The organism is Streptomyces sp. CHD11, from assembly GCF_018638295.1.
Lineage (GTDB): Bacteria > Actinomycetota > Actinomycetes > Streptomycetales > Streptomycetaceae > Streptomyces.
This window is the reverse complement of sequence record NZ_JABTTS010000008.1, coordinates 182754-195467: the sequence shown is the minus strand read 5'-3', so window position 1 is coordinate 195467 and position 12714 is coordinate 182754. Positions and strand designations below refer to the sequence as shown.

Below are 12714 nucleotides of genomic sequence, written 5' to 3'. Positions count from 1 at the left end.
GGTGCCGGCGCAACTGCTCGACCTCACGGAACGAACCCGCGTCCAGCAGCAGCTCGATACGCTCCCGCGCCGTCAGCTTCCCCTTGGCGTGCTGCGCCGCCGTCGCCTTCTCGCCCGGCCCGGCCACCGCCTGCGCACGGATCCCGTGCAGCTCGGCAACGCATCCGCGGCCGCCCGACAGCTCCGCTGACGCCTGAGGAATGTCGTCGAGGACTGTCACGATGCCTCCTCCTCGTGAGCGCGGCCGACAGGGAGCCCCCAGGCTAACAAACCGTCTGTGCGGTTTATAAGGGGGGCGTGCGGTCCACGCATGAATAAGTCCTGGTAAGTGCTGCCGGTCCGGAACCTGTTGGGCCCTATCGCCAGCAGTGCGGCGAGCGGTAGGCCGCGCCTGAGCGGTCCGCACACCGCCACGACGGGGAAACGGAGGGCTCCTGTCCGCCCTCCTCGGCCACCGCCCGGCCGGCCAGTACCGAGCACAGCACGACGGTCAGCGCGGCCAGCTCGTCCGCGTCGGCCCGGCCGCGCTCTATGCGCAACGCGGGCCCCATGACGCCGGGTTCACCCATGACGGCTCCTCTCCACCCCGGCCACCGTCCGGCACACCGCTACAGAGAGGCCTCAGCATCGCTCGAGAAACGCTCGCAGCGGCGCCCGGAGGCGACTGTGCGGCTCTGCGGCGGCCCCGTGAGGCATGAGCTGGAGAAACGCCGGAGCAGGATCGACTCGGCCGGAGTCCCCCGTCCGCCCGTCAGGCACGGCTCAGAACGTTCCCGGGCGGAGGCTGCGATTCCTCTGGAAATCAAACCGGTTGGTCTTTACTTTTAGCCACCGCAGCACATCTCCGAGTACATCTCCGAGCACATCTCCGATCTCACTCAGGGGGAGCGATGACCGCGAGCACGTTTCGGCTGGAAGGTCCGGCGATCGGGCAGGCGACGGTGGAAGCCGCTCTGGAACCGTTCCGGGCAGCGCTGCGTCACGGGCCTCTGACCACCACGGTCCCCAGGGAACTGGTGCACCGCGCGGCGGTCGCCGAGGTCATGCTCACCGACTGGAAGCGCCTGGACGACACCCACTTCGCGATGGCCGCGCAGTGGCCGCGCGGCCACAGCTTCTTCACCCCCGTGGGGGTGCACCACGACCCGCTGATCGCCGCTGAAACGATCCGTCAGGCCGGTGCCCTGCTCGCCCACGCCGAGTTCGGCGTCCCCTTCGGCAACCAGTTCCTGCTGGAGGAGCTCGCGCTCACGGTGTGTCCGGACGAGATGCGGACCGGCTGGACACCCGCCGCGCTGGACCTCGACGTCACCTGTACGGAGGTCAGGAAGCGCGGCAGCCGGCTGTCCGGCCTGCGGTACGAGACGACGGTCCTGCGCGAGGGGCGGCCCGCCGCCTCGGGACGGATCTCCTTCACCACCCTCACTCCGGCCGTGTACCGGCGGCTGCGCCCGGAGCACGTGTTCGACGCCGGGCACCGTCCGATCCCGCTGACGGCACCGGTGGCGCCACAGAGCGTGGGGCGCCTCTCCCCCGCCGACGTGGTGCTCTCCCCCACCGGCGATCCCGGCCGCTGGCAGCTGCGGGTGGACACCCGGCATCCGGTGCTCTTCGACCACCAGGTCGACCACGTGCCGGGCATGGTGCTGCTCGAGGCCGCCCGCCAGGCGGCGACCGCGGTCCTGCACAGACCCTCGATCCTGCCGGTCGGCCTCGAGTGCGAGTTCACCAGATACGCGGAGTTCGACCGGCCCTGTCTGATCGACGCGGTGCGCCTGCCGGAGGCCGCCTCCGGCTCCCCGGACACGGTCCTGGTCACCGGTCACCAGGACGGCCGGCCCGTGTTCAGCGCGACCGTGACCGCCGCCCCGGAGGACTGACCGCACGGACCGGGCCGGAACGGACCGGGGCGAGGCCGGCGGCCCGGTCCGGTCCGTACCCGCCTGTCCGCCCGTACCCGCCGGGCGTCGCCCGTGTCCGCCCGTACCCGCCTGGGTCTAGGCGGCCGCGGGCGGCCGGTGACGTACCGTCCGGCGTGGGTGCGGACCACCGGAAGGCAACCGGGGCAACCGGGGCAACCGGGGCAACCGGGGCAACCGGGGCAACCGGACCGGAACGACCGGGGGCCGAGCCCCGCAGCGAGCGGTCCCGACGGCCGCGCTCCGTACGTACCCCCGCACCCGTACCGGGGAACCCCCGCTCCTCCGAAGCAGTGGAGGACCGCCCAAGACCGTCCAGGGCGTGCGGCTGAGCACACACTCACCTCTGTTCAGTCCAGGGAACGGTCCTGCCGCCCCTCCCCACCCCCTCCCCCGCGGCACGCGGCACGGTGCCGAACGCCCCGAGGTGGTCCCCGGCCCACGTCCGGAAGGACCGGGCCGGGCGGCCGGTCAGCCGCGGGACCGTGTCCTCGACTCCCGCCTTGGCTCCGGCACGCTGCCGTTCCGCACTGGCCAGCAGCGCCTCGACGACGGCCTCCGGGTGCCTCTCCCGCAGCAGGGCGCGCGCCCTGCCGGCGGACAGTTCCTCGAAGCGCAGCGCAATCCCCAGCAGTCGGCCGAGTTCCGCCGTCTGCCCGGCCGCGCTGACCGGCTCCGGTCCGGTCAGCGTGTACGCCCGCCCTTCGTGCCCGTCCTCGGTCAACGCGCACACGGCCGCGGCGGCGACGTCGCGCGGGTCGACGCACGCGTTGACCGAGGTCCCGTACAGACTCCGCACGACCCCCTCGGAGGCGATGGACGCCGCCCAGGACAGCGTGTTGGACATGAAGGAGCGCGGGCGCAGCAGGGTCCACCGCAGGCCGGAACCGAGCAGCAGGTCCTCGTTCGCGCGCTGCCACCGGGTGACGAGGTCGTCCGCCCCGCTGTCGGCGACGGCGGCCGCGGACACCTTGACCAGGTGCCGTACCCCCGCCGCACGCGCGGCGCGGACGAAGCGGGCGTCGTCGTCGCCGCCGACCCGGTTGGTGAGGAGCAGCGCCCGGTCCATCCCTTCCAGCGCACGTTCCAGTGAGCGCGGATCGGTGTAGTCGCCGGCCACGACGTCGGTCGCGCGGTCCGTGCGCTCCACCCGCGACGGGTCCCTGGCCATGACGCGCACCGCGAGGCCCGCGGGGAGCCCGCGCAGAACCTCCCGCCCGACGGTTCCGGTGGCGCCTGTCACGAGAATCACCGATCTTCTCCCTCTGTCGGAAAGACCGGAGCCGCCCTCATCTTGAGGTTGCCCGGGGCACCGGCTGTAAGATACAAACTGTGCGGTTTTTTTGAGGGGCCGAGGCCTCCGTCCGCCGAAGCGATCGTCAGGATGAGGGAGGCCCGCAAGTGGCGAAGCAGGACCGTGCCATCCGCACCCGGAAGAACATCCTCGAGGCAGCGGCGAAGATCTTCGAGGCGCGTGGTTACCAGGCCGCCACCATCGCCGAGGTCCTCAACGCCGCGGGCGTGACCAAGGGAGCTCTGTACTTCCACTTCGAGTCGAAGGAACAGCTCGCCCAGGGCATCCTGCACGAACAGGACCAGCGGTTCGTCATCCCCGAGCGCTCCTGCAAGATGCAGGAGCTCGCGGACGTCGTACTGCTGCACGCCTACCGCCTGCAGTCCGACCCGATGGTGCGGGCGGGTGTGCGCCTGACCATGGACCAGTACGCGGAGGGCCTCGACCGCAGCGGTCCCTTCCTGCGCTGGAGCGTCGTCTGCCGGGAACTGCTGGAGACGGCGCAGGGCCAGGGCGAGCTGATGCCCCAGGTCGTGCCGTCCGTGACCGCCGACGTCGTGGTGGGCACGTTCGCGGGTGTGCAGTCCATGTCCCAGACCGTCAGCGGCTACCAGGACCTGCAGTTCAGGACCACCGCACTGCTGCGTCATCTTCTCCCCAGCATCGCCGTACCGTCCGTACTCGCCTCGCTGGACCTGTCCGAGGCGCGGGGCGAAGCGGTCTACGACGAGATCCGGCGCCAGTTCCAGCAGCAGCCGGCCGCCGCCGTCAGCTGAGCGCTCCCGCGCCCGTCAGGTCCGTCCGCTCCCCGGCCCCGGGGGACCGCTCGCCGAAGTACAGCGCCAGCGCCTCCCTCACGCACTCCCCGCCCGGGGCGGCGGCCCAGGCGGCGTAACCGTCCGGCAGTACCAGCAGGGCCTCGCACGGGACGTCGGGCGTCGGCGCGGCGTGGACCGTTTCCACCACGTCCGCCCAGGGGCGCGCCTGCTCCGCGTGCCGGGTGCCCTCCTCCCCGAACGCCAGCAGCAGCGGCCTGCCGGGACGCAGCAGCCCGATCACGTCGGTCCAGCCCGCGTCCGTCCTCAGCCGGACGTTCTGCAGAAACCTTCCCTCCCAGCCGGAGGACCGTCGGGTGCGCCCCGGAAGGACCGTGTCCTGACCGCTGATCAGGTCGCTGAGGTGGTGGCTCTCCCGGTCGGCCGCCAGGATCCCGGCGAACAGGGCCCGCAGCGGGTCGGCTTCGGGCTCCGAGCGCATCAGGGCGAGCTGCGCCAGCGTGTTGTCGATGACGCGCCGGGCGGCCGGGCGGCGTTCCCGGTCATAGGTGTCGAGCAGGTCCTCACCGGCGTGGCCCCGCACGGCGAGCGCGAGCTTCCAGCCCAGGCCGAGGGCGTCCTGGACCCCGGTGCTCAGTCCCTGGGCGCCGACCGGGAAGTGCAGATGCGCCGCGTCCCCCGCGAGGAAGACCCTCCCCAGGCGATAGGAACGGGCGAGCCGCGCGAAGTCGCTGAACCGGCTGAGCCAGCGCGGCTGCCGGAACGCGATCCTCCTCCCCGCGATCCGGGCGAGTTCGTCGCGCAACTCCGGTGTGGTGGGCGGCAGATGACGGCCGGGGTGGGGGCCGGAGCAGTCCAGGGTCTTGATGTGGGTGCCGGCGCCCGGGATGTCGTGCGCGACGATCCAGCCGCGCGGGGTGCGGTGCCAGCCCGGCACCAGGGCCTCGGGGTCGTCCAGTTCGACCAGCGCGGCCAGCCCGGAGGCCGTCGCCCGGTAGCTCTCCGACGGAACCCCCGCCAGTTCGCGTACGGCGCTGCGTCCGCCGTCCGCCCCCACCAGGTACCGGCCGGTGCATTCGAGCCGCCCCGAGGGCCCCTGGGCCGCGATCCGGACCCCGTGCCGGTCCTGGGCCACCTCGGTCACACGGTGCCCGCGCAGGACCCGCACACCGGCAGCCCGCGCCCGCTGCTCGAACAGGTGCTCCAGTTCGGCCTGCGGGCGCTTCAGGACGGGCCCAGGCTCCGAGGCGGGCGCGGTGATGGACAGGCCGGGTATGCCGGCGAAGCGGAACGGAGCCTCGGCCTTCGCCCCGAACGGGGCTGCCTCGCCTACAAGTTCGGGAAAATAGCCCCGCCTGGCCAGTCCCTGCAGGGCCCTGGCGTGCAGGACCCTCGCCTTGGGACGCTCCGAGACGGAGACCTCCGCCTCCAGTACGACGGTACCGACCCCCCGTTCCCCCAGCTCGGCCGCGACCAGCATGCCGACCGGGCCTCCTCCCACAACCACGACCTGCGCGTGCAGACGACTTCTCACCGTAGGACCTCCCCTTGGTCTCTAGGGCGTTGGTGCAGGGGCGGAGCACGGCCGGGGCCCGCCGGGGCCCGCGGAGGCGGCACATGGCTGCCCGCCCCTCCCCTGCCGTGGCGTACTGCCGGCCTCTGCGAGACCGGGCGGCGCGAGGCCAGAAAATATACCGAATGGACGGTTCTTTTCAAGATGCCTCGGCAGCGAGGGCGCGCAGCCCTCCCGGAAGGGGAGGGAGACGCTGCGGCGGCACGAGGTTGTGAGAGAGCCGTCCGCCCAGGCTCTGCGCCGTGGACCCGCGCCCCGTGCCGGGCCGGTTGCTCCTCAGCCCTGGCGGGCTTGCGGTGCCCCGTCGGGGTGGTGAGGGCGCGTCGACGACCGCCGCACCGTGCGTTCAGCAGTGACAAGGGGCGTGGTTGATCCCGGTGGAGGGTTGCGCGAGGCACACGTGCGGCTGAGAGGCCAGGTGCCGCCGCGTCGTGGCGGGCTTTCGGTGGCACAGGTCCAGACGGCGTGCAGGCGCGGTCGAGGTCGAGTCCAGACGAACCGAACGAACACCGCCCGGGAGCCGGCCACCGGCCCGGCGGAAAGCCGACCACCACGGACAGCGAACCCTACCCCGGACCCACCTACGGCCTGCGGATGGAAGCTTAAGAGGGCGCCACCGTCACATCATGTCCCACCTGCGCAAACGTAGGTCAGCGCCCAGATCCTGCGAACTGCCGGGCGGTTCCTGGGAACTGGGAGGGCGTTCCTGAGAACCGCCACCACGTCCACAGGAACTGAGTGCCACGATCCCAGGAACGCCCTGGATTGCCCTCACGGCAATGAGCTGTCCCGGTAGATTGCCGTTCTGGCCATGTGCCGGAGAGCAAGTCACACGGCCGTCAGGCTGAGTTGATTGACTTCTTGCTCATGTCCGTTAGGTTCATCAGGTCGGTGCCCGGCCGTCGCACGAAGATGTCCACCAGCCCCGTCCACGGAGGGTCCGTTGGGAGCAGTACGCAGACTGGTCGACGCCGATACGGGCGAGGTGATCCCCTATGCGCCGTACGCCTTCTCAGGCAGGCACACCCAGGTGGACAAGGCACGTGTCGAGGCGATCACCGAATCCAAGGCCTTCACTCCCAGTCAGAAGTTCCTGGTCCTGTGGTGGATCGGGGTCTCCCCGGAGGGCATGGACCCGCTGAGGGCGACGGGAGCGGACATCGCCCGGCGGGTAGGAATGTCCACGGATGCCGTCGGCAAGATCAACCGTAAGCTGGTTCAGCACCGCATCCTGATCGTGCGGGGGCGCATCGGCAATTACAACCTGTACAGGATCAGCCCCTACATCGCGTTCCACGGGACTGGTCTCGAGCAACGTGAAGCGGTGAAGACGTGCAAGCCTCCGGAGATCCCCGGCTTCAACGAAATGACCCCTGTACGGTGGGAGGCGCAGTGACCAGCGACGACAAGCAGAGGAACCTGGAGCTGCTGCAGGCCACGGCCGGCATGACCGCCAACCAACGCCTCGTCGTCATGCTCTACGCCCTGCACCCGACGGACCGCGCGGGCGCGGTCGTGGAGACCGCGGCCAACCTCGCCGCCCTGGTGGGCATGTCCGCCCCCGTCTTCTCCCGCACCCGCAAGCAGGTCATCGAGTCCGGCTGGCTCGAGGAGTCCGACCGGCTCGCCCACATCCGCTATTACCGCCTCAGCCCCAAGGCCCTCGGCGAGAACGTCGTCGTCCCGCTGCGCCGGGCAACCTGATCCGTCCCAGGGAGCGCTCCTCATTGCTTTGACGTCAATGAGGAGCGCTCCCTGGGACGTGTCGGTTGACCTCACGCACATGCGCTGAGGGCAGACGGAGGGCATCGGCGGGCCGGCCAGTGCCGTGACCACCGTGCGCCGGGTTGCCGGGTTGGCGGGTTGGCGGGTTGGCGGGTTGGCGGTCAAGACTGGCGGCGCGGTGTACTCATGCCGCGATCCGGGCCGGGAACAGGGACTGCCGTGCTTGTGGTGAACCGCTGAGGCCGGACACCCGGCCTGGCGCCGAGTCCTGCTCTCCGGTGTGTCCGTGGCGGCCCTCGGCGATCACGGGCCATATTTCGCGCGCCCTACGAGGGCCCCGCCCCCTACGATCACCTGGTGCGAGTGCTGGGGGGCGGAAATGCTTGAGGACATCGAGGACGGGACAGCGGCAGCGACGCGGCTCGCGGGTGGTGCGCCGCTTCGGAGCACGCTTGATGTCGCCGACCCCGCTGACTGGCTGGCGCTGGACGCAGGAGTGCGTGAGGTGGCCTGGTACCGCCCGCAGTTCCTGCCGGGATGGGAGCACTCCGCCCCACTGCCCGCCGACCTGACTCAGCTGGGCGAGTCCCGGCTGGCACTCGCTCTCTGCCACCGCGACGGGCGGATCCGTCAGGAGGCGGTGCGCCAGTCGGTCCGGTACCCCGGTCTGCTGCCGTTGGTCGTGATCCGCTGCGCCGACTGGGTCGGCCCGGTGCGCGAGCACGCCCGGCAGTTGCTGTGCGAGGCCCTGGACGTGGACTCGGCCCTCGACCTCGCGCCGCTCATCCTCCGCGTCGGCCGCCGCGACAGAGGTGCCTTCGGCGTCCATGTGCTCGGCCAGATCCTGCGCCAGGCATCCCACGGGCAGCTCGCTGTTCTCTTCGCTGACCCCGACCGCACCGTCCGTCGGTTCGCGTACCGGCTGGCCATCGAGGGCCGACTGCTCCGTCCCGCCGAGCTGGCCCGCGCGGCCGCCGGGGACCAGGACACCGTGGTCCAGGACGTGTGTGCCACAGCGGCGCTCACGGCTCTGGAGGATGAGGACGCCTACGAGGGTGTGCTGCCTCCGCTGCTGTCCGCACGCAACCCGCGTGTCCGTTCGGCCGGCGTCACCGCGCTGAGACGGGCGGGGCGGTCGAAGCAGGCGGAGCCGTTTCTCAGCGACCGTTCCGCGCTCGTGCGTGCGTGCGCCCGGTATGTCGTACGACAGCAGGGCGGTAACCCGGCAGCCTGGTACCGGGAGCGGTGCACGGCACCGGACAACCCCGGGTTGCCGCCCGGTGCGGTCATCGGGCTGGCCGAGTGTGGGAACCGCGCGGACGCCGGACTGCTGCGGCCGCTGCTCGCGCACCCGGCGGCCGGAGTGCGGGCACAAGCGGTGGCAGGGTTGCGGGCGCTGGACTGCGCGGATGCGGAGCAGTTGCGACCGCTCCTCGACGACCCTGCCGCCGGGGTCGTTCGCGAGACCGCCACCGCCCTGCTGCCCTCGGCCAGGGAACTGCCCGCCGACTGGCTACTGGAGCGCACCGGCTCCGAGTGGCCACGGCACGTCCGCGTCGGTGCGTTCCGGCTGCTCGACGCGCGCGGCGGCATCGTGGCGCTACGGGCGGCGGTCGGTCTGTTCGAGGACCCGGATATGAAGCTGCGTACCTGGGCCGCGCAATCAGTGCAGCGCTGGCATCCGTCCCCGGACGGGCGGCGCGGCGACGCGGAGGTGGGTGAACTGCTCGACCGAAGCCGACACCTCTTCAGCGACTACGTGCTGCGCAGGCTCAAGTGGGAGGCCGGGGTGGACAGCTGAGACTGCACCGCGGTCCGGAACTCCGCTCAGCACTCGCCGCCCGCTGGCCCCCCTGGTGACAGCACGCCTGCCCTGGTGACAACTACGTGCTTCTGCTCAGCGGATCGGTCACTGTGACCGCTGGCCGAACACATCCCAGATTCAAGTACCTTCACCGACTGGGCAGTTGCAGTCATTCACTGTGATCTTACGATGCGACAGGCACGTCCCGACCGAGGAAGATCACATAGGCCGTGAGGCTGCTCTCAGGGGCCATACCGGAATCGCTCGACCACACGCTGGACCGGCCAGATCACTGATCCGCCGGCGAGCCGAGCCTGACGTTCAGCTCGCCTGCCGGGCCGACGTGCGTGGGGGAGGCTCAGACGCTCCGGGCCCGCACCGCGTCTCACATACCGCGGCGTTCCTGCCGGTCAAGGAGTGGAGCAAGTTCCTGAGCAGTGACCGGCCCGCCGTCGCGAACGGGCCGGCCGATGTCGGCCGGCCAACTGGGTCTGACACGGGAAGCGAAGTCCGCGAAGTCCTTCCGCGTGTACTCCGGATCGGACGGCTTCAGCCGGACCTGCTGACGGCTGTCCGCCCACCACACCTCGAAATCAGTGATGGTGCCTTCAGCGGGCCATTGTTCTGCCCGTTCCGGCAACAGCAGGACGTCGACGAAGCCTCCGACGCCCAAGCCGACATCTACGAAGATCCCGATCGCCCCAGGGCGGGGCACCTTCACGACTGTGCCCCGCAAGACCTGTCCGAAGCGCAGACCTCCTCGAATCCGCTCCCACTCCGCATCCGTCACCACACGGCCCCTCAGCCACCCTTGGGAGCTCACAGCAGCAACCAGCGCCCCCTCCGCAACACCCCCTACTCGGCGCGGGCGGCGGGCTGCTCGGCGAAGGTGCGCGCCAGCGCCTGCAGCCGGGCCGGGTCCCGGGTCGTCGCCTTCATGCCGAGGAACTGCAGGAGCTGGAAGAAGATGTCGTCGTCCTCGATCTTCTTGTCCAGCAGCATGGCAAGGGACCCCGGCTCGCCGTAGGGGACCTGGGGCGCCCGCCGTTCCTCGGCGGCGGGGGCAGGCCCGGACGCCGGTGCGGGGGCCTTGCCGGCTGCGCCTGCCGTGCCGCGTGCGCCTGCTCGCGCCTCCGGTGCAGACGCGTCCGCACGCGGTTCCGGTACCGGGTGCGTGTGCGGCTGACCGGCGGGGGACTGCTCGGCGGCCGGGGCAGGCGCCGTCGGGGACGCCGTCGGGGACGCCGTAGCGGGCGGCGTCGGCGGTGCCGTCGGGGCGGCGGCTCCTATTACGTCGTAATAGCTCGCGGGGTTCTCGGGTGCTCCCCCGTCCTGCGGTCCGGTGTCCCTCTGGGCCTCGGCCCCGTCGCGGCGTTGCTGCTTCTCGGCCTCCTTCCGGGCCCGCTTCAACTTCAGCTCCTGCAGCGCCGCCTCCTGCTCAGCGGCCGGCTTGTTGCCCACCGCGCGCAGCAGATCGATGGGCTCCTCCCCCATCCGGGCCTGGAGTTCAGGGGTGAGGTTGAGCAGGGCGAGCCGCTGGGACACCCAACCCTGGGAGCGGTGGAGCCGCTTGGCCAGAGCACTCTGGCTGCCGTGGATGACCAGGAGCCGCTGAAGGGCACGGGCCTCGTCGAGTTCGCCGAGGTCCTGGCGGTGGATGTTGGCGACGAGCGCGGACTCCAGGAGTTCCTCGGACGTCTCGCCCTGGTCGTCGCTGACCATGACCCGCACGGTGGCGAGGCCGGCCTCACGGGCAGCCGCGAGACGACTGCTGCCGTCGATGACGACATAGGCGGTGTCGCGTTCCAGGTCGCCCTCGCGGGCGGGGTTCGCCTTGATGTAGGCATCACGGTTCATGACCGTGATGGCCTGCTTCTGACCGTGGGTCTTGAGGCTTCCGGCCAGGTCGGTGAGGTCGCCGAGACTGGAGCGGGGGTTGTCGGGGTTGAGGCTGATGCGGTCGGGGGAGAGCGCGCTGGGCGGGGCGACACCGTCGGTGGGGACCCCGGTGGCGGCGGCCACCGCCTGGCGGCGGGCGCTGACCGGGCGCGCTCCCCCGCTGAACCGTCCGGCGCCCAACTGTTCGGCCTTGCTCATGCGATCTCCCGGGCCAGTGCGCGCATGCTGATCGACTGCTGGGACTTGGGCGCGTACGACAGCAGCGGCTGCTTCATACGGACGGCTTCCTTCTGCTCCTTGAGGTCTCCGATGAGTCCGACGACACGTGGATCCTTTATGTCGACCCACCCCTGGAGCGAGGAGGTGGCGATGTAACCGCGGCGGGAGTCGTAGAGGTTGACGACGATGCCCAGGTAGTCGATCTCGATCTGGAGGTCGCTGCGCAGGTCGTCGATCTGCGTGGTGAGGAGGTCGTAGGCGTCGGCGGAACTGTCCTCGGCCTGCACGACGATGAGGGCGCCGGACTGGCCGGGCTTCTCGCCGTCCCGGCGGCGGCCGTAGTAGGAGGCGGCGTCCATGCTCAGGCCGAGGCTGGGAGGGCAGTCGACGAGGATGACGTCGTAGTCGGCCTCGAGCGGGGCGAGCGCCCGCTCGAGCGCAGCCTCCCGGGCCCGTACGGCGGACAGCCGCACATCGAGGAGGAAGGCGTCGTTGCAGGCGGGCAGGAGATGGAGCCTGCCGTTGAAGGTGTCGTCGTCGATCGAGACGACGAGGTCCCGGAGGTCGCCCTTGGGGTCTCCCGCCATGTGGTTGGTGAGGCTGTCACCGTTCATGGGCAGGGGGCCGGCGCCGAGCTGGTTGGTGAGGTGGCACTGCGGATCGAAGTCGACCAGGAGCACGCGGAGCCCGAGCCCCGGCAGGTCCTCGACCTCGAGGGGGTCGCCGCTCTGCTCGCCGGTCTGTGTGTCGCTGTCCCGCAGCGCCTTGGCGAGCGCCTTGGCGATCTGCACGGAGTGCAGGGCGTTGGGGTCCTCGGCCAGCGCCTCCCCGAGGCCGGCGGTGATGGCCGTCTTGCCGACGCCGCCCTTCTGGTTGCAGACGACGATGCGCCGGGTGATCTCGGGCCGCTCGATGTCCGGCACGGGATTGGCCGTGAGCCAGAGCTGGACCGACTGCGCCAGCCCCTGGATCAGCGACACCCGACGGTCGGCGGCGATCTGACGGAAGGTCTCCCACTGGCCCGGGGGCAGGAAGGTGGAGAACGAGTCCGCGCCGGCGGTGTCGACGGCCTCCCGGGCGGAGGCCAGGCTGCACCAGTCCCTGATGCTCTGTTCGACGGCGGTCTGGATCTCGATGCCGTGCTGAGCCGCTCTGACCTTGAGGCTCTGACGCAGCCAACCGGGCAGTTTGGAGACGACCTTCTCTCGGTCGTGGGAAGCGTCTGACGAAGTCATGGAGACACCATACTAACGTCGAAGATCATTCGATGCTTCGGCGCGTTAGTTTTCACTACTCATCTGCGCGTGTCCCCCTCCTTCATGACGTCCCGGGGGCTATTACGGCGTAATAGCCCCCGGGGAGCCGAGGACCGGGGGACCGACGGTCAGCGGTCAGCGGTCAGGAACCCTGGGTCGCCGGGGGAGGAGCGGATGCCTCCCGACCTCCAGCAGGTCGCCCGGCCACACGAGTTCGGGGCCCCGCCGAAGCTTAGGTTCAAGGGGTCG

The 12714-nt window shown here is 70.8% G+C and carries 12 protein-coding genes; 5 read left to right on the top strand and 7 right to left on the bottom strand.

What is annotated here, in order from left to right; genetic code table 11:
- Both HTV45_RS10700 and HTV45_RS10695 read right to left on the bottom strand, forming a co-directional pair.
- Positions 1-220, bottom strand: a 220-nt coding sequence (locus HTV45_RS10700; RefSeq protein ID WP_308309419.1) for a carboxyl transferase domain-containing protein, incomplete at its 3' end; no start/stop codon positions are given.
- A 136-nt stretch (positions 221-356) separates the two neighbouring features.
- The gene (locus HTV45_RS10695) at positions 357-569 is read right to left on the bottom strand and encodes an acyl-CoA carboxylase subunit epsilon (RefSeq protein ID WP_215205448.1); all 213 of its coding nucleotides are present in this window, start codon (positions 567-569) and stop codon (positions 357-359) included.
- 321 nt (positions 570-890) lie between these two features.
- Between HTV45_RS10695 and HTV45_RS10690 the strand changes: the two genes are divergently transcribed.
- Positions 891-1880, top strand: coding sequence for a ScbA/BarX family gamma-butyrolactone biosynthesis protein (locus HTV45_RS10690; protein WP_215205447.1), 990 nt, complete (start codon positions 891-893; stop codon positions 1878-1880).
- 379 nt (positions 1881-2259) lie between these two features.
- Here HTV45_RS10690 and HTV45_RS10685 read toward each other — a convergent pair whose 3' ends face one another.
- Positions 2260-3171, bottom strand: a complete 912-nt coding sequence (locus HTV45_RS10685; RefSeq protein WP_215205446.1) for an NAD(P)H-binding protein — start codon at positions 3169-3171, stop codon at positions 2260-2262.
- 149 nt (positions 3172-3320) lie between these two features.
- Between HTV45_RS10685 and HTV45_RS10680 the strand changes: the two genes are divergently transcribed.
- On the top strand, positions 3321-3989 hold the full coding sequence (locus HTV45_RS10680; RefSeq protein WP_215205445.1) for a ScbR family autoregulator-binding transcription factor: 669 nt from the start codon (positions 3321-3323) through the stop codon (positions 3987-3989).
- Here the strand turns inward: HTV45_RS10680 and HTV45_RS10675 are convergent.
- A complete protein-coding gene (locus HTV45_RS10675) occupies positions 3982-5496 on the bottom strand; it encodes an FAD-dependent monooxygenase (RefSeq protein WP_308309423.1) in 1515 nt (504 codons plus the stop codon). The two genes, HTV45_RS10680 and HTV45_RS10675, sit on opposite strands and share 8 nt — an antisense overlap.
- A gap of 1009 nt (positions 5497-6505) precedes the next feature.
- On the opposite strand from HTV45_RS10675, the gene HTV45_RS10670 reads away from it, so the two are divergent.
- The 3 genes from HTV45_RS10670 (at position 6506) to HTV45_RS10660 (ending at position 9088) form a co-directional block, all read left to right on the top strand.
- The gene (locus HTV45_RS10670; RefSeq protein WP_215205443.1) at positions 6506-6958 is read left to right on the top strand and encodes a MarR family transcriptional regulator; all 453 of its coding nucleotides are present in this window, start codon (positions 6506-6508) and stop codon (positions 6956-6958) included.
- Positions 6955-7266: a replication initiation protein, RepL2 gene (locus HTV45_RS10665; protein ID WP_215205442.1), complete on the top strand. Its 312-nt coding sequence runs from the start codon at positions 6955-6957 to the stop codon at positions 7264-7266. Before HTV45_RS10670 ends, HTV45_RS10665 begins: the two co-directional genes overlap by 4 nt.
- Before the next feature lie 400 nt (positions 7267-7666).
- Positions 7667-9088 (top strand): hypothetical protein, encoded by a 1422-nt coding sequence (locus HTV45_RS10660; RefSeq protein ID WP_251691864.1) that lies wholly within the window; start codon positions 7667-7669, stop codon positions 9086-9088.
- Positions 9089-9476: 388 nt separating this feature from the next.
- On the opposite strand, the gene HTV45_RS10655 is transcribed toward HTV45_RS10660, so the two are convergent.
- The 3 genes from HTV45_RS10655 to HTV45_RS10645 form a co-directional block, all read right to left on the bottom strand.
- Positions 9477-9881, bottom strand: coding sequence for a hypothetical protein (locus tag HTV45_RS10655; protein ID WP_308309413.1), 405 nt, complete (start codon positions 9879-9881; stop codon positions 9477-9479).
- 65 nt (positions 9882-9946) lie between these two features.
- Entirely contained in the window at positions 9947-11188 is a 1242-nt protein-coding gene (locus HTV45_RS10650) for a ParB/RepB/Spo0J family partition protein (RefSeq protein WP_215205440.1), read from the bottom strand.
- Positions 11185-12444 carry a ParA family protein gene (locus tag HTV45_RS10645; RefSeq protein ID WP_215205439.1) on the bottom strand — a complete coding sequence of 420 codons (1260 nt, stop codon included), beginning with the start codon at positions 12442-12444 and terminating at the stop codon, positions 11185-11187. Before HTV45_RS10645 ends, HTV45_RS10650 begins: the two co-directional genes overlap by 4 nt.
- Between the last annotated feature and the right edge of the window lie 270 nt (positions 12445-12714).

Bases quoted from the DNA above. Each gene is read 5' to 3' on its own strand.
- HTV45_RS10695 (WP_215205448.1), bottom strand. From the start codon at position 569: ATGGGTGAACCCGGCGTCATGGGGCCCGCGTTGCGCATAGAGCGCGGC.
- HTV45_RS10645 (WP_215205439.1), bottom strand. From the start codon at position 12,444: ATGACTTCGTCAGACGCTTCCCACGACCGAGAGAAGGTCGTCTCCAAA.
- HTV45_RS10660 (WP_251691864.1), top strand. From the start codon at position 7,667: ATGCTTGAGGACATCGAGGACGGGACAGCGGCAGCGACGCGGCTCGCG.
- HTV45_RS10650 (WP_215205440.1), bottom strand. From the start codon at position 11,188: ATGAGCAAGGCCGAACAGTTGGGCGCCGGACGGTTCAGCGGGGGAGCG.
- HTV45_RS10690 (WP_215205447.1), top strand. From the start codon at position 891: ATGACCGCGAGCACGTTTCGGCTGGAAGGTCCGGCGATCGGGCAGGCG.